This is a genomic window from Streptomyces sp. NBC_00620, from assembly GCF_026341825.1.
Classification (GTDB): domain Bacteria; phylum Actinomycetota; class Actinomycetes; order Streptomycetales; family Streptomycetaceae; genus Streptomyces.
This window is the reverse complement of sequence record NZ_JAPENY010000003.1, coordinates 463,552-477,452: the sequence shown is the minus strand read 5'-3', so window position 1 is coordinate 477,452 and position 13,901 is coordinate 463,552. Positions and strand designations below refer to the sequence as shown.

14 protein-coding genes are annotated in these 13,901 nt (G+C 71.1%); 3 read left to right on the top strand and 11 right to left on the bottom strand.

Going from position 1 to position 13,901, the window contains the following annotated elements:
• Positions 1–93: 93 nt before the first annotated feature.
• Entirely contained in the window at positions 94–819 is a 726-nt protein-coding gene (locus tag OG246_RS33475) for a DUF2470 domain-containing protein (protein WP_266472026.1), read from the top strand.
• Here OG246_RS33475 and OG246_RS33470 read toward each other — a convergent pair.
• The 4 genes from OG246_RS33470 to OG246_RS33455 all read right to left on the bottom strand — a co-directional run bounded on the left by OG246_RS33470 (position 787) and on the right by OG246_RS33455 (position 5,163).
• The gene (locus tag OG246_RS33470; protein WP_266472023.1) at positions 787–2,007 is read right to left on the bottom strand and encodes a lactonase family protein; all 1,221 of its coding nucleotides are present in this window, start codon (positions 2,005–2,007) and stop codon (positions 787–789) included. The genes OG246_RS33475 and OG246_RS33470 overlap by 33 nt on opposite strands.
• A 114-nt stretch (positions 2,008–2,121) precedes the next feature.
• Complete coding sequence (locus OG246_RS33465) at positions 2,122–3,162, bottom strand: hypothetical protein (RefSeq protein WP_266472019.1); 1,041 nt, start codon at positions 3,160–3,162, stop codon at positions 2,122–2,124.
• Between the two features lie 45 nt (positions 3,163–3,207).
• On the bottom strand, positions 3,208–4,476 hold the full coding sequence (locus OG246_RS33460; RefSeq protein WP_266472016.1) for an aromatic acid exporter family protein: 1,269 nt from the start codon (positions 4,474–4,476) through the stop codon (positions 3,208–3,210).
• Between the two features lie 51 nt (positions 4,477–4,527).
• Positions 4,528–5,163 carry an ABATE domain-containing protein gene (locus OG246_RS33455; RefSeq protein WP_266472014.1) on the bottom strand — a complete coding sequence of 212 codons (636 nt, stop codon included), beginning with the start codon at positions 5,161–5,163 and terminating at the stop codon, positions 4,528–4,530.
• Positions 5,164–5,294: 131 nt separating this feature from the next.
• Between OG246_RS33455 and OG246_RS33450 the strand changes: the two genes are divergently transcribed.
• On the top strand, positions 5,295–6,293 hold the full coding sequence (locus tag OG246_RS33450) for a zinc-binding alcohol dehydrogenase family protein (protein ID WP_266472012.1): 999 nt from the start codon (positions 5,295–5,297) through the stop codon (positions 6,291–6,293).
• Here the strand turns inward: OG246_RS33450 and OG246_RS33445 are convergent, their stop codons facing one another.
• From OG246_RS33445 to OG246_RS33425, 5 genes are all read right to left on the bottom strand, one after another.
• The gene (locus tag OG246_RS33445) at positions 6,294–6,881 is read right to left on the bottom strand and encodes a TetR/AcrR family transcriptional regulator (protein WP_266472009.1); all 588 of its coding nucleotides are present in this window, start codon (positions 6,879–6,881) and stop codon (positions 6,294–6,296) included.
• A gap of 68 nt (positions 6,882–6,949) precedes the next feature.
• Positions 6,950–7,414, bottom strand: a complete 465-nt coding sequence (locus tag OG246_RS33440) for a hypothetical protein (protein WP_266472007.1) — start codon at positions 7,412–7,414, stop codon at positions 6,950–6,952.
• Positions 7,407–8,825, bottom strand: coding sequence for an APC family permease (locus OG246_RS33435; RefSeq protein ID WP_266472004.1), 1,419 nt, complete (start codon positions 8,823–8,825; stop codon positions 7,407–7,409). The genes OG246_RS33440 and OG246_RS33435 overlap by 8 nt, the downstream gene beginning before the upstream one ends.
• Positions 8,818–10,758, bottom strand: coding sequence for a primary-amine oxidase (locus OG246_RS33430; RefSeq protein WP_266472002.1), 1,941 nt, complete (start codon positions 10,756–10,758; stop codon positions 8,818–8,820). Before OG246_RS33430 ends, OG246_RS33435 begins: the two co-directional genes overlap by 8 nt.
• 126 nt (positions 10,759–10,884) lie before the next feature.
• On the bottom strand, positions 10,885–11,379 hold the full coding sequence (locus tag OG246_RS33425) for an FBP domain-containing protein (RefSeq protein ID WP_266472001.1): 495 nt from the start codon (positions 11,377–11,379) through the stop codon (positions 10,885–10,887).
• A gap of 88 nt (positions 11,380–11,467) precedes the next feature.
• On the opposite strand from OG246_RS33425, the gene OG246_RS33420 reads away from it, so the two are divergent.
• Positions 11,468–12,397 (top strand): DUF3626 domain-containing protein, encoded by a 930-nt coding sequence (locus OG246_RS33420; protein ID WP_266471998.1) that lies wholly within the window; start codon positions 11,468–11,470, stop codon positions 12,395–12,397.
• Here OG246_RS33420 and OG246_RS33415 read toward each other — a convergent pair.
• Both OG246_RS33415 and OG246_RS33410 read right to left on the bottom strand, forming a co-directional pair.
• Positions 12,301–12,987, bottom strand: coding sequence for a PAS domain-containing protein (locus OG246_RS33415; protein ID WP_266471996.1), 687 nt, complete (start codon positions 12,985–12,987; stop codon positions 12,301–12,303). The genes OG246_RS33420 and OG246_RS33415 overlap by 97 nt on opposite strands.
• 97 nt (positions 12,988–13,084) lie before the next feature.
• Complete coding sequence (locus tag OG246_RS33410) at positions 13,085–13,849, bottom strand: SDR family oxidoreductase (RefSeq protein ID WP_266471994.1); 765 nt, start codon at positions 13,847–13,849, stop codon at positions 13,085–13,087.
• Positions 13,850–13,901: the final 52 nt, after the last annotated feature.

Sequence of the window (13,901 nt, the reverse complement as noted above, 5' to 3'; positions counted from 1 at the left end):
GCGCGAAAAAGGGTTCTCAAAGGATGGCGAGTGTGGTTGGCGTACACCCGGATCTTCGATAGGTTAGGCAAGCCTTACCTAAGGAGGAGTCTGATGGGTGACCGTCACACCTGGACGGCCGCGCCTGCCGCGGCGGAGCGAGCGCGCTCGGTGCTCGCCGCGGCATGGTCCTGCGCGGTGACCGCGGAGGGCGGTCGCGAGGAGTTCGTCGGCGCGCACACCGTGACCGCGGACGGCAGGGTTCTCCTGCACGTGCCCGAGGACAGCTCACTGCTCACGGCCGCGATCTGCGCGCCGCGCGGAGAGCCGTCCGCCGTCCTGGAGTTCGCCGATGTCGCGCCCGTGCCCGTACGGAACCGGATCCGCGCCCGGCTGTGGCTCGCCGGCTGGTTCGCCCTCGAGGACGGACATCTCGCCTTCCACCCGACGCGCGCGGTGCTCCGCCAGCCGTCGGGGACGGTCGTGGTCGATCTCGACGAGCTGGCCGAAGCCGAGTCCGACCCCCTCGCCACGGCCGAGTCCGCGCTGCTCACCCACCTCGCCGACGCCCACCCGGACGCCATCGAGCGGCTGACCCGACTCGTCGAACCGGACAGCCTGCACGGCGCGGTGCGCGTCCAGCCGCTCGCCGTCGACCGGCACGGACTCACCCTGCGCATCGAGCGGGCGCGCGGCAACGGTGACGTACGCCTGCCCTTCCACAAGCCCGCCGACACGGTCGCGCAGCTCACCGAGCGGATGCACGTCCTGCTCAGCCAGGCGAGCTCCGCGTCCTGCCCCCGCGCGCTACAGCGGCACCGCGCAGACGGCGACGGGTGAGGCGAACGGCTCGCCCGCGAGCCGGAGTTCACCGCTGCTGACGTCGACGTGGAAGACGCTGACCGTGCTCGACCGCTGGTTCGCCGCGAACAGCAGCTTCCCGTCAGGGGAGAAGGCGATGTGACGGGGGAAGTCACCGCCGACCGGCACTGTGTCCAGGAGCTTCAGGCGGGCGCCGTCCGCCTCGATCGCGTAGCGCGTCAGGCTGTTGTGGCCCCGGTTGGCGAGATAGGCGTACGACCCGTTCGAGGTCACCAGGATCTGCGCCGGGTAACTCGTGCCCCCACCCGTACCCGTGGACTGCGGATCGCCCGGCGTGAGCCGCCCGGTGGCCGGGTCGTAGGCGCAGACCGCGACCGTGTTGTCGACCTCGTTGGCGAGATACGCGAAGCGGCCGCCGGGGTGGAAGGTGAGATGGCGCGGCCCCGCACCTGGACGCGTATGCGCCTGGGAGGCCTCGGTGAGCGTGCCCGTGGACTCGTCCAGGCGGTAGGTGTAGACGGTGTCGGTGCCCAGGTCGACGGCGAGCACATGGCCGCCGTCGGGGCTGGTGATGAACTGGTGGGCGTGCGGCCCCTGTTGGCCCGGGCCGGGCGCCGGGCTCGAGTGCGTGACGACGTCGGTGTGCTCGCCGAGCGCCCCCGAGCTGTCGATGGGATGCACGGCCACGCTGCCCGACCCGTAGTTGGCGCTCAGCAGCCAGCGCCCGCTCGGATGCACGGACACATGGCACGGGCTCGAGCCACCGGTGCCGCGCCTGCCCAGAACCGCGTTCTCCGCGAGGCGTACGGCCGTCACTCCGCCCTCTTCCCGCTCGTCGACGGCGTACAGCGTGCGGCCGTCCGGATGCGGTGCGAGGTACGAGGGGTCGCCGACGCCGGTGATGACGGCGCCCGTACCGGTGACCCGCCCCGTCGCGGAGTCGTACGTGGCCACGCCGATGCCCGTTCCGCCGCCCTCGACCGAGGTGTACGTCCCGAGGAACAGCGGGCCGGTACTGGAGCGGCCGGTGGGCGACGGGGACGTTCCGGTCGTCGGCGCTCCGACGGGGTCCGTCGGCGGTACCGTCCTGGGAGCGGCCGGTGCCGCGACCGTCGTCACCGCTGCGGCCCCCGTCAGCGTGCCGACGAAACGGCGTCTGGTCCAGCCGTCGCCCGAGCCGCGCTCCGGATCTGCCCCACTGCTCATGCCTGCACCTCGGGTGTCGGTTGCCTCAGCCGTGGCAGCCACCTTGGCCTGCCACACCCGTGAAGTGCAAGACGGGCAACGGGCGTTGCGGAGGGTGCAACTACCTTTCGTCGGTTACCAGTCACCGTCCTCGACCGGCTTGCCCGGCGCGTCACCGAGCGGCTTCACCTGGTGGGGAGAGGGCTGCTGCCAGGGCTCGTGGTCGTCGCCGAGCCAGTCGCCGACCGGCTGCACCGAACCCAGCGTGTCCGCGGGGGCGAGATCCGTGGCGTCCTGGTCGTAGTAGTCGAACCACGGGAGCCCCGCCCTGGTGTAGGCCGCGCGGTCCACGGGGGACGGCGGGGGCGCCTCGCCGGTGATGCGGCGCCATTCCGGAGGCGTCACCAGGTGCACGAACACCCGCCCGGCGGGCTCCTCGGACCAGGCCTTGAGCGGCCGGTCGTCCCGGTAGACCTCCTGGCGCATCGAGCCGCCGACGCCCAGGCCCATCGCCGGGGCGCTCCTCGCGCGACCGCCGGGCGCGCCGGCGGGGGCCGGAGCGGCCTGTGCGGCCATCGGGAACGCGCCGCCATAGCCCCCGACCGTCATCTCCCTGCGCGTCGCGGCGATGCGGCGCTGAGCCTCACGCCAGGCGCCCAGCTCCTCGTCGCGCAGCGGGAACGACTGCAGTTGTACGCCGCCCCACACCTCCTCGCCGGTGACCTGGCCCTCGACGGTGGCGCCCAGGCCGAGCGGCACCGCCACGAACTGGCGGACGGTCCCCTTGCCGGAGTTGATGCCGTCGAGCCACGGCTGGCGCGGCAGAACCACGTAGTTCTGCGGGTTCCGGCTTAGCCGGGAACTCCACGGCTTGCCCGAGACCGCGCACACTTTGCCCACGCCGACCTGTAGCGCGGCCGGTTCCGCCGTGCCCCCGAAACTCAGCCACATCGCCTCGCGCAGATACACCGGCAGCATCACACCGCCGCGCGCCCGCCATTCGGCGGGCACCGTGTCCGCGTAGTCCTCGACACGGCGTACCGGGAACTCGCCGAGCCCCGGAGGCAGCGCGTGCGTGCCCGTCTCGGGCAGGCGCAGGGTCCGGATGAACCGCACCCGCACCTCGCCCGGAAGTCGCAGCGTGTTCCCGTCGATCCGCACGGTGCTGTCGGTCATCCGACCGCTCCCCTCGTCGTTGTGCAGCGTCCTCGTGCAGCTTCCTCACATAGAACGACGGGAGGCAGGGCGTCGGTTCCGGCGCGGCATCCGCAGCCTGCGCACATTTGCGCGCAGGCGCGTGAGGCGCGGCCAGCGCTCGCGCTGCTCGCGTGTACAGCGGTCCAGCTCCTCCAGAAGCCGTCGGGAGCGGTGCTCCGTGTCGAGCTCGTCGAGCATGCGGTTGACCTCGGACAGCACCGCACCGTGCAGCTGCCAGTGGCTGGCATCGCGCTGGACCCCTTCGAGGAACAGCTGTGCCAGCTTGTCCCGGGTGGCGGCCGCGGTGGTGAGCTCCGCGGCGAGCCGCTCCTCCGCCGACTCCGCACTGTGGCTCACATCCGTGGTCACCAGGACGGCGAAACTGACGATGGCGTCGGCGACCTCGGACAGCAGCTGCTCAAGGGCGGCCCCCGCCTGCGGCTCGAACAGAGGCTCGGGTTCACGTTCCTTGGCGAGATCGGTGAGGCTGCGCGCGAGCACGCGCAGGACGACCGTGCAGATCTCCAGTGTGTCGAGGCCGGTCCGCAGCACGACCCGGTGCAGCAGTCCCTCACGCACGCGCGGATTGAGCTTCAGGCTGTCCTCGGCCTGCCGCAGCGCCGCGTCCACCTCGACGATGTCGTGGTCGAGGCGGCGCGCCTCGTGCAGCCGCGCGGCCGCCAGCGAGGCGGGGGTGCGGCCGGCGGCCTCCTCGCCGATCCGCAGCATCAACTGCCGCATCCGGCGCGCCAGATCCTCGATGGATTCCCCGGCCACGCCGACCCACACCGGAGGCGCCAGCACCAGGTTGCAGGCGAGCCCCACGACCGCCCCGATCAGCGTTTCCAGCACCCGGGCCCACGCGATGTCGCCCACCCTGGTGACGCCGAGGACCAGCATGGCGCTGATCGCCACCTCGGGAACGAACTCACTGACCCGTACGAGATGCCCCACGGCCAGCGAGGCGACGATCAGCAGGGCCAGACTCCACCAGGTCAGACCCACCAGACTGCTGAAAATGATGGCGACGACGACCCCGGCCACCACGGAGTTCACGCGCCGGACGCCGGTGGTGATCGTGGCGTACAGGGTGACCTGTACGACGAGCAGGGCCGTCAGGGGTGCGGTGAGGGGTGCGGGCTCGGGGCTGAGGTGCAGGGCGACGACGTACGCGATCGTGGCGGCGGCCGCCGACCGCAGTGCCTGGACGACGACGGGTTCCCGTCGGCGCTTGACGAGCTGGGCGACGGATGTCGCCCACTCACCACGGTCCTCCCTGCGTTCCTCTCGCACCCTTGGGCCTTTCCCGTTCCATAGGTGCATCGAACGTAACGGGGTGAACCTTCAGCGAGTGGAGGCGGCCCGGCTGCGGGACCGGTAACCGGCCACCTTCGCGAGATTGCCACAGCGGTCCATGGAGCACCAGCGGCGGCGGCGGGCCTGGGAGTCGTCCAGGAACAGCAGGGAGCAGTCGGGGTTCTCGCACTTCTTGACTCTGGCCAGCAGGGGGCCGCCGGCCAGCAGTACGGCATCCCGGGCCACGGTTGCGAGGGCCGCGGGCCCGGGGCGGTCGGCCTTCCAGTACAGGGGCGGCAAGGAGCCGCCGTGCGGCTCGGCGAGCTGGGGGGCGAGGTCGGGGAGGGCCGCCGCTTCGTTGACCTGAGCGACATCGGCGGGGTCCGGAGTCAGACCGTCCATCGAGGCGCGTACGAGCCGGTAGAGGGCCTCGCGCAGTGTGCGGGCGTGGGAGAGGTCGTCGGCGGTGATGTGCACCGGCTCGTCGTCGTCCCCGGCGTGCAGGCCCGCCTCGCCGATCCAGCGGGCGAGGGCGGCGGGGTCGGGGAGCCGTTCGAGGGGGGTGTCGCCGTGCCGTTTGCCGAGCGTGGCCACGAAGTTCAGACAGGGGCGTCCGCCGATGAAGGGGAACACCGGCGCCGGGTCGGTGGCGTCCGGTGGAGGGGGAGCAGGTACGCGGGGCATGGCGCGAGTCTATCCCTTGACACCGGTTGATGGGGTGTCGCATGGTGACACCAGTTCAACTGGTGTCGCTGCCTCGGCCTTGAGGTTGCCGCGGTGCTCCGGTGTGTCCTCCCGAGAGAGCAGGTACTGAGATGCGTGCGGTGCGGATCGACGAGTTCGGCGGGCCCGAGGTGCTGGTGCCGGTGGAGGTGCCGGACCCGGTCGCAGGGCCCGGCCAGGTGCTGGTGCGGGTCGTCGCGGCGGGAGTGAACAGGGTCGACGCTCTCGTCCGCGCCGGGGTCTACCACCGGGCGGGGCGCCCGCCGCTGATCCCGGGCGTGGAGGCGGCCGGAACCGTCGCCGCGGTGGGGGAGGGTGTGACCGGCATCGCCGTCGGGCAGCGGGTCATGGCGCTGGACGGCGTGGACTCACCGGGCTTCTACGCCGAGTTGGCCGTCGTGCCCGTCGAGCGGGTGACCGTTCTGCCGGACGGCGTGGAGTTGACGGAGGCCGCCACTCTGCCCGTCGCCTGGCTCTCCGCCTGGTACTGCCTGCGCCGGCTGGCCCGGGTCACCAAGGACGACACCGTGGTGGTGAAGGCCGCCGCGAGCGGGGTCGGCAGCGCGGCCGTACAGATCGCGGCCGAGGCGGGCGCGCATGTCATCGCGATCGCCGGTTCACCGGAGAAGACCGCCTGGGCGGCCGAGTTCGGCGCCGGTTCCACCGTCGACACCTCGGCGCATCCCGATGACGCGGAGGTCGACGAGGTGCTGCGGCTGACCGGCGGACGGGGCGCGGACGTCGTCCTGGACACCGTCGGCGGCCGTGCCTTCGGGCGGAGCCTGCGCGAGATCGGACACGGCGGGCGGGTCGTCGCCCTCGCCAACGTCGCGCTGGAGTCGAGCACCGTCGACACCCGCGACTTCTACCCGAAGAACGCGTCCGTCCTCGGCTTCCAGCTCACCAACCTGCAGATCCACGGCTACGACCCTCGCGCGGACCTGCGGGAACTGGCCGAGCGGGTCGCGGCGGGCACGTACCGCGTACCCGTGGAGACCGTGTTCCCGCTGGAGGGGGCTCGCGCAGCGCATGAGCGGCTGGAACAGCGCGACAACCGGGGCAAGATCGTGCTCGCGGTGGCGGAGAGCTGATCACCGGAGCGAGTCCAGGAGCCCTTCGAGGACGGCTTCCTGGCGCTGGGCGCCGGTGGTGTGCGGTGCGAGCAGCGCGTTGATCTGGAAACCCATGAGGGTGGCGAGCAGGGTGTCGACGACGCGTACGTCGGGGGTCGTGGTGGTGACTTCGCCGGCCGCGCGAGCCTGCCGCAGGTAGGTGTACATCTGCTCGCGCCACAGGTCCATGGCGTGCTCGTGCACGGCGGTCATGCGCTCGTCGTGGACCGCGCGGTCCCAGAAGGCGATGACCACGCGGGCCTCCATGACCCGTACCTCGTCCAGCGGCATGATCTCCAGGCAGAGCCCGCGCAGCGCCGCCAGGCCGCTCGCGCCCACGATGGCATCCTCGGCCCGGGTGTTGGTGCTCTCGAACGCGAAGGTGAACGCGGCCTGGAGAATCTCGTCCTTGTTGCGGAAGTAGGGGGCGAGCGCGCCGTTGGAGTACCCGGCCTCGGCGGCCAGGTCTCGCATGGTGACGGCGTCCAGTCCACGGCGTGCGATCAGGGCCCACACTGCTTCGACGATCTGCCGACGCCGCTCCTGATGGTCGACGATCTTCGGCATGCCTGTCCTCGTTCTCGGGCGCTACGGGCTGGAGCTCCGCCGTGACCGACCTTAGCCAAAGCTCGAAGTCAGCCGAACATCCCGGCCATACCCGCGATCATCAGCAGACCGCCGGTCTCGCCGAGCAGTACGGTCCGGGTGCTCGAATGTCCTTGCCGCGCAGGGGAGTTGAGCCAGACCCGCCGGAACAGCGCGGTCCCGGACCTGACGACGGCCCAGCACGCCAGGAAGAACACGGGCAGCCAAGGACCTGAGGCATGCAGGTGGGCAGGCACCATCGCCGCAGTCAGTACGGTCATCACGGCGAGGTCGGCGCTTCGCCTCGCGCACCCGGTGAGGGCGCTCCACACGCAGGCCGCGGCGGTGGCGGCCGACGCGAGCAGCAGCTCCCGTGAACCCGCACCCGGGGCCGCCGCCGTCATGGCGGCGGCCGCGACCGCGTGCGGTCCCCATCGCCGCACCGGGCCGGGCAGGTGACCGGCCAGGCACAGCACCGCGCCTGCCAGACCGGTCACCCACAGCAGTTCACGCACGACGGCGTACCGCGGACACCGCGCCGGCCGCGAAGGCGAGCACGACCAGCGCCTCGAAGGCGCGGGCCAGCCAGGCCGAACCGCCGATCAGCGTGGTGAAGTTGTCCAGCACCAGCCACAGCACGGCGAACAGGCCGACAGTGCCGAGCACCGGCGCGACCCTGGTGTGCCACAGCCGGTGGTCCACTCCGGTACGGGCGAAGTAGGCCGCAACGGCGACGCCCACCAGGATCATCAGGACCAGCACCCCGAGCGTGGCCAGTCCGCTCATCCACGTGAACAGCTCGAGAACCGGATCGGCCCCCGCCACGGCGAAGGCCGCGACCAGCACCACGGCGGAGGCGCTCTGCGCCAGCGAGCCCACATGCGGCGACCCGTGCCGTTCGTGGACGCGTCCGAGCACGGCGGGCGCGCTGTTCTGCCGCCCCAGTGAGAGCAGATAGCGGGCGATGGCGTTGTGGAAGGCGAGCAGCGCCGCGAACAGGCTGGTGACCAGCAGGATCTGCATCAGGTCGGAGGCCGCACCTCCTACGTACTGGTCCGCGACCGCGAACACGAGCCCCGCCGGGTCCTTGCCCGCCGCTTCCTGCACCTGGTCGCTGCCGACGGCCAGCACGAACGCCCAGCTGGCGAGGGCGTAGAAGACGCCGATCAGAGTGACCGCGAGATAGGTGGCGCGCGGCACGCTGCGCTTCGGGTCGCGGGCCTCCTCGCCGTAGATGGCGGTCGCCTCGAAGCCGACGAAGGAGGCCACGGCGAACATCACGCCGATGCCGGGGGAGCCCGAGGTGAAGGCGCTCGGGGTGAAGGAGGTGACGTCGATGCCGTCCGCGCCGCCCTGAGCCAGGATCGCCACCACGACCACGGCGACGATGCCGACTTCGAGGACGAGCAGCACCGCCAGCACCTTCGTGCCGACGTCGATGTTGCGGTAGCCGAGCAGCGCGACGAGCAGCAGAAGCCCCCCGCTCCAGAGCCACCACGGCACATCGGGCCCGCCGTAGCCGGTGACCAGGCTGTTCAGGGTGGCACCGGCCAGCCCGTAGATGCCGGCCTGGATCGCGGTGTACGTCAGCAGGGCCAGGCTCGCGGCCCCCGAACCGATGATCCGGCCCAGGCCCGAGGTGACGTACGCGTAGAAGGCCCCCGTGTCCACGACGTGCCTGCTCATGGCCGCGTAGCCGACACTGAACAGCAGCAGGACGACCGCGACGACCAGATAGGCGGCGGGTACGCCGGGGCCGTTGCCGATGGCGAACATCACCGGCAGCGCGCCGCCGATCGCGGTGAGCGGGGCCGCCGCGGCGACCACGAGGAAGACGATCCCGGCGACCCCGACCGACCCGCGCAGACCGGACGGGGGAGCGATGTCGGCGGCGTCGGCGGGCGCCTGCCGTGTCTGCTCAGTCATGGCAGCTTCCCGTGGAACAGGCGGTGTGGGCAGAGGCGTTGGGCGGCACGTCGAGCGTGGGGTTGCGGTCGAAGAAGCCGACCGGCTTGAGCTTGAAGCCGGTGTAGTCGACGGGCATGATCGGCCAGTCCTCGGGGCGCGGGGCGTGGGTGAGGCCGAAGGTGTGCCAGACGACGATGTCCTGGCCGTCGATGTCACGGTCGGCGGCCGTGTAGGCGGGCAGCCCGGCGCCGCCCGGGTGCTGGTTGACGAAGTCACCGGCCGGGTAGCGCTCGGCGGGGTCGTAGCGGGTGACCCACAGGTGCTTGGTGGCGAAGGCTGCGCGCGCGGCGATGGAGGAGGCCGGGTCGGCGAGGAGGGCGGGCTTGCCCTCGGGGAACAGGGCGTAACCGACCGGATGGCCAAGGCGGTTGAGCGAGTCGGGGTTGGAGATGTGCCAGACCCGGTCCACGGACGCGTCCGCGGTGCGTTGCGCCTCGCTCTCCCTGGTCAGTGGGGTGCGGCGGGTGGTGAAGGCGTTGCCGCGCGGGTTGTCGGGGCCGATCGGCACGCGGGCGGCGTCCACTTCCTCGACGCGGTTCGCGGTCCCGTCGAGCGTCATGTCCAGGCGCGCGCAGAACAGGTGCTGGTGGTACGGCGCTCCGAGGCCCGGCGCGATCTCGGTGGCGTACGGGTGGTCGCCGCCGGGGTGGGCGGAGGTGAAGACGACGCCGGTGGCCTTGGCCTCGAACTCGATGGTGCCGTCGAGGTAGAGGTACCAGTAGAAGCCGTAGTCGTAGTTGCCGACGGTGGTGAAGAACGAGAGCACCATGCGGCGCTGGCGGCGCGTCTCGGCGGAGCCCGCCCACAGGTCGGTGTGCTTCCAGAGGATGCCGTAGTCCTCCTCGTGCAGGCAGATCGCGTTGGTGAGGGTCTGCGGGGCACCCGACTCGTCGGCGATGACAGCGTCCATGTACGTGATGTCGCCGAGGCAGTCGCAGCCCAGCTCAAGGGAGTTGGCGTAGCGGCCGATCAAGTACTCGCCGGTGTCGAAGTAGTTCTGCCAGGACCGTACGGGGGAGGGGTCGGCGTACGGGACGACCATCTCGGCGATCGACGCGCGGTGGATGAGGGGGCGCTCCTGCCCCTTGTCCCGGTCGGTGAAGGTGATCTGATGGAGGGTTAGGCCCTCGCGGGCGTCGAAGCCGATGCGCAGCGACCAGTTCTCCCAGTGCAGCAGGCTGCCGTCCAGGGTGAAGCTGGAGCCCTCGGGCTGGGTGATCTCCAGGGGCTTCTGGGTGGTGCGGAGCGGGCCGGTGACGGCGGGGTCGTCGAAGTTGCCGGATTCGGCGGGGACGGTGACGGGGCCGAGGTCGATGACCTGGTCGACGGTGCGGCCGATGACGTCCACGTAGGCGACGAGGCCGTCGACCGGGTGGGCCCAGGCGTGGTCCTTGGCGTGTTCCTGGACGAAGGCGAGGCCGCGCAGGATGCGGCGCCCGGACTCCTGCGGGTACTCCTCCGCGTACACCCCTGCGGACAGCGGAGCGACCCGGACCCGGGCAACGTCCAGGTCCCGGGCCTTGAGCGCCGCGAGCCACCGCTCGTCCCCGGCGAGGATCTCCTCGACCAGTCCGAACTCCTCGTCCAGAACCGGGAGTTGTCCATCGGTGACCGGGTCCAGGACGCGGTCGCTGTCCACCGACGCACGGGAGAGCGACACGACCACGTCGTGGGCTGGCGCGCCGGCCGTGTCCTGCAACAGGACCCGCACACGGCGGTCGGCCCGGGCGTCCGGCGCACGGCCGGGCAGTTCCTGCTTGGCCGGTTCATCGAGCCCGAGATAGGCGAACCGTGTGGTGTCCGCCACGAGGCCCGCCGCGAGGAGGATCTCGCGCGCGGCGGAGATCTCCGCGGGGGTGAGCGGGTCGAGCGGATGGGACGGAGCGCTCATGGAATCTCCAGGGTGAGGGCGCGACGTTTTTCTTCTACGTACGTAGAGGAAAAAATGCGGCACTCATGTTTCCCGTGGACCCGCACACCGGTTTCCCGGCCGTTAACAAGTCCGCCCGAGCGGGTGTCAGGCGCGGAGCGTCTCCAGGAACGCGGACAGGTTGCCCACCGTCCGGGCGATCTGCTGCTCCACCGTGAGGCTCTCCTCGAACCGGCTGCCGGATTCGAGGGACTTCTTGCCGCGTACGTACAGCGAACAGGCGAGGTCGGTGCACATGTAGATGCCGACCGAGTTGCCCTCGCGGCCGGCCGCCCCCGTCTTGCGGGCCGTCATCAGCGAGACACCGTTGCCCGGGTGGGTCGTCAGACACAGCGAGCACATGCTGCGGTGCAGGAAGCCGCGCTGGGAGGAGGGGAGGCGCAGGGTGACGCCGACGACATCGCCGGACCGCTCGGTGACCAGATAGCTGCGATCGGGTGCTCCGGGATCCCGCCAGCCGAGGAAGTCCAGGTCGTCCCAGGGGCGTTCGGCGAGATCGCGAGGTGTCGGGAGGCGCTTGGCCTCGCCCTTGGAGCAGTTGATGAACGAGCTGCGGATGTCCTGCTCGGTGAGTGATCTCATGGGGGAGTGCTCCTGGGGTCGGGCGGGCTCAAAACCTAGGAGTACTAGGTTGTTGGCTAAGCTACATAGACCCACCGGAGAGATTCCAATGCATTTCGGGAACGGCCGCACACCGCAGGAGCGGGCCGTGCGTCACGTCGCAGCCCACTCCTCCGGCCCGGCACTGGATCCCGCGCTCAGAGTGACCCTGAACCTCCACCCGGACCGGCTCGTGCGCGGACTCCCGATCCTCGAGGCGCTGGCCCAGGACGGCACGTACCACTCGCAGTTCGTCACGGGCACGAGCAACGGCGGGCTGACCGCCCACCCCGGCGGCGACCGTTGGCGCTGGGAGAGCCGGATCTTCGGGGCGGCGTACGACACGGCGCCCGCGCACGAACGCCCCGTGTACGGCGGGCTGAACTTCCGGCGCCAACTGGTCGGCGCCGCACCCCGGTTCGGATCCTCACACTTCCGGCTGACCGGCGAGGCACTGCGGCGGGCCACCTTCTGCTACCCCGACAGCGCGGCCGAGCCGTCCGGGTTCGGGGTCGCCGCCGGGATGTCGCTCATCGAGCAGGCCGAGGCGGACGACCGGGACGCCCTCGACGACTACATCGAGGCGCAGGTGCACGGAAGGGTTGTACTGGCGCGGGACATGGAAGCCCTGGTCCTCGACGAGTCCTACCGCGGAACGCCGGTCGAGACCGCGGCGCTGCGACTGCCGTGCCCGGTCGAGTGGCATCCCGGATACCGGCTCTCCGTCGAGGAGCTGAGACTCCACCCGGACTTCCGTGGCCCGGAGTTCGTCGAACTCGGGGCCAGGATTGCCGAGTTCGGGTACTTCGACCCACGGATCATCGGGGACGCGGCGCGCACGGGCCGATACGAAGTGCAGGACCTGAAGAAGGTGTGGCACTGCCTCGCACGCTTCGGTGCGCCTCAGGGGGCGGGTGCGGCGGGTGCGGCGGGTACGGCGGGTACGGCGGGAACGGCCGTGGGCGGCCACACGCCGGGAGTGAGTACGCCCAGCGCGTAGGCGCGGGCGACCAGTTCCGTACGGGTGGACGCGCCCCAGCGGTCGGACAGGCGCCGTAGGTGGTAGTTGACGCCGTCCACGGTCAGACCCGTCTCCCGCGCGGCCCGGGCCGTGGTCGCGCCTCCGGCGAGCAGGGCCAGAATGCGCGCCTCGGTGGCGCCGGCGGGCGGGGCGGACGGCTCGGTGCGTCCGGGGTCGGGGTCGGGGCATTCCCCGAGCACCCGGAGTGTGACCAGTAGGGCCGTGGATGTCTCGGCGCTGTCGCTGACGGGGTCAGCGGTCAACTCGCCGTGGCGCCGCACCCCGTCGGCCGCGTCCCAGCGCACCGAGACCGGGTACCGGGAGCGGTGCCGCAGCCGCAGCGCCTGCGCAATCCGCTCCACCTGCGTCGCCTCCTGCGGGCGGAACAGGTCCAACACGTTCCGGCCCCGCAGTCTGCCCGGCGTCTCGCCCCACTCCGTCGCCATCGCCGGATTCGCCAGGACGATCACCCCGTACACGTCGCACACCGCGACCGGCATCGGAATCCGGTCGAACAGCAGCAGGGCACGGTTGCGCCACACCACGGCGTCCGCCCGCGTCAGGTCCACCTCTTGTCCGCCTCTGGTCGTTGATCGGCGTTCCCGGCATTGTCCACGGGCCCGGTGGCATTGCCGATGATCGGGGTGGCTCGCCCCAGTGAGGTGATCAGGCGCGCGGACCGAGGAACAGGCCACCACTTGCGTCGATGACCTGACCGGTGATCCAGCGCGCCGCGTCGGAGGCGAGGAACGCCACCACCTCGGCCACGTCGTCGGGTCCGCCCAGCCGGTTGAGGGCCGTCGATCCGGCGATGAACTCGGCCAGCCCCGGCGCTTCGAAGGCCGATGCGTTGGTCGCCGTCCGGGTGGCGCCGGGGGCAACCGCGTTCACCGTGATTCCTCGGACCCCGAGTTCGTTGGCCAAGGTCATGCTCATCGTCTCGACCGCGCCCTTCGTCATGGCGAAGGACGTCTGGGTGGGGTTGGCCATCCGGGTCGCGACGGACGAGATCGTGATGATGCGGCCACCGTCGCGGAACAGTGGCAATGCCCGCTGGATGATGAAGTACGGCGCCCGCACGTTCACCGCGAAGAGGTGGTCGAACTCCGTCCGCGTCGTGGCTCCGAGTGGACCGGCGGGCGCAGCCGCCGCGTTGTTCACGAGGATGTCGAGCGGCCGCCCGGCGAGGCCGGCCTCGACTCCCGCGAACAGTGTCTCGACGTCGTCATCCACGCCCAGCTCCGCCCCGACGGTGAGCGCGGTTCCACCACCGCGTTCGATCTCGTCGACCGTCGTCTTCGCGCCGTCCTCGTCCGTGCCGAAGTGCACGATGACCACGGCGCCCTTTGCTGCCAGCCGGACCGCGATCGCCTGCCCGATGCCGCGCGATGCTCCAGTCACGAGAGCCGTCCTGCCGATCAGATCACCCATGTCCCCGCCCCGGGTTGTGAGTAACTACCTATCTGGTAGTCACTACCATTGC

Coding starts and splice junctions, on each gene's coding strand:
- OG246_RS33475 (WP_266472026.1), top strand. CDS start 94: ATGGGTGACCGTCACACCTGGACGGCCGCGCCTGCCGCGGCGGAGCGA.
- OG246_RS33470 (WP_266472023.1), bottom strand. CDS start 2,007: ATGAGCAGTGGGGCAGATCCGGAGCGCGGCTCGGGCGACGGCTGGACC.
- OG246_RS33465 (WP_266472019.1), bottom strand. CDS start 3,162: ATGACCGACAGCACCGTGCGGATCGACGGGAACACGCTGCGACTTCCG.
- OG246_RS33455 (WP_266472014.1), bottom strand. CDS start 5,163: ATGCCCCGCGTACCTGCTCCCCCTCCACCGGACGCCACCGACCCGGCG.
- OG246_RS33450 (WP_266472012.1), top strand. CDS start 5,295: ATGCGTGCGGTGCGGATCGACGAGTTCGGCGGGCCCGAGGTGCTGGTG.
- OG246_RS33445 (WP_266472009.1), bottom strand. CDS start 6,881: ATGCCGAAGATCGTCGACCATCAGGAGCGGCGTCGGCAGATCGTCGAA.
- OG246_RS33435 (WP_266472004.1), bottom strand. CDS start 8,825: ATGACTGAGCAGACACGGCAGGCGCCCGCCGACGCCGCCGACATCGCT.
- OG246_RS33430 (WP_266472002.1), bottom strand. CDS start 10,758: ATGAGCGCTCCGTCCCATCCGCTCGACCCGCTCACCCCCGCGGAGATC.
- OG246_RS33425 (WP_266472001.1), bottom strand. CDS start 11,379: ATGAGATCACTCACCGAGCAGGACATCCGCAGCTCGTTCATCAACTGC.
- OG246_RS33420 (WP_266471998.1), top strand. CDS start 11,468: ATGCATTTCGGGAACGGCCGCACACCGCAGGAGCGGGCCGTGCGTCAC.
- OG246_RS33410 (WP_266471994.1), bottom strand. CDS start 13,849: ATGGGTGATCTGATCGGCAGGACGGCTCTCGTGACTGGAGCATCGCGC.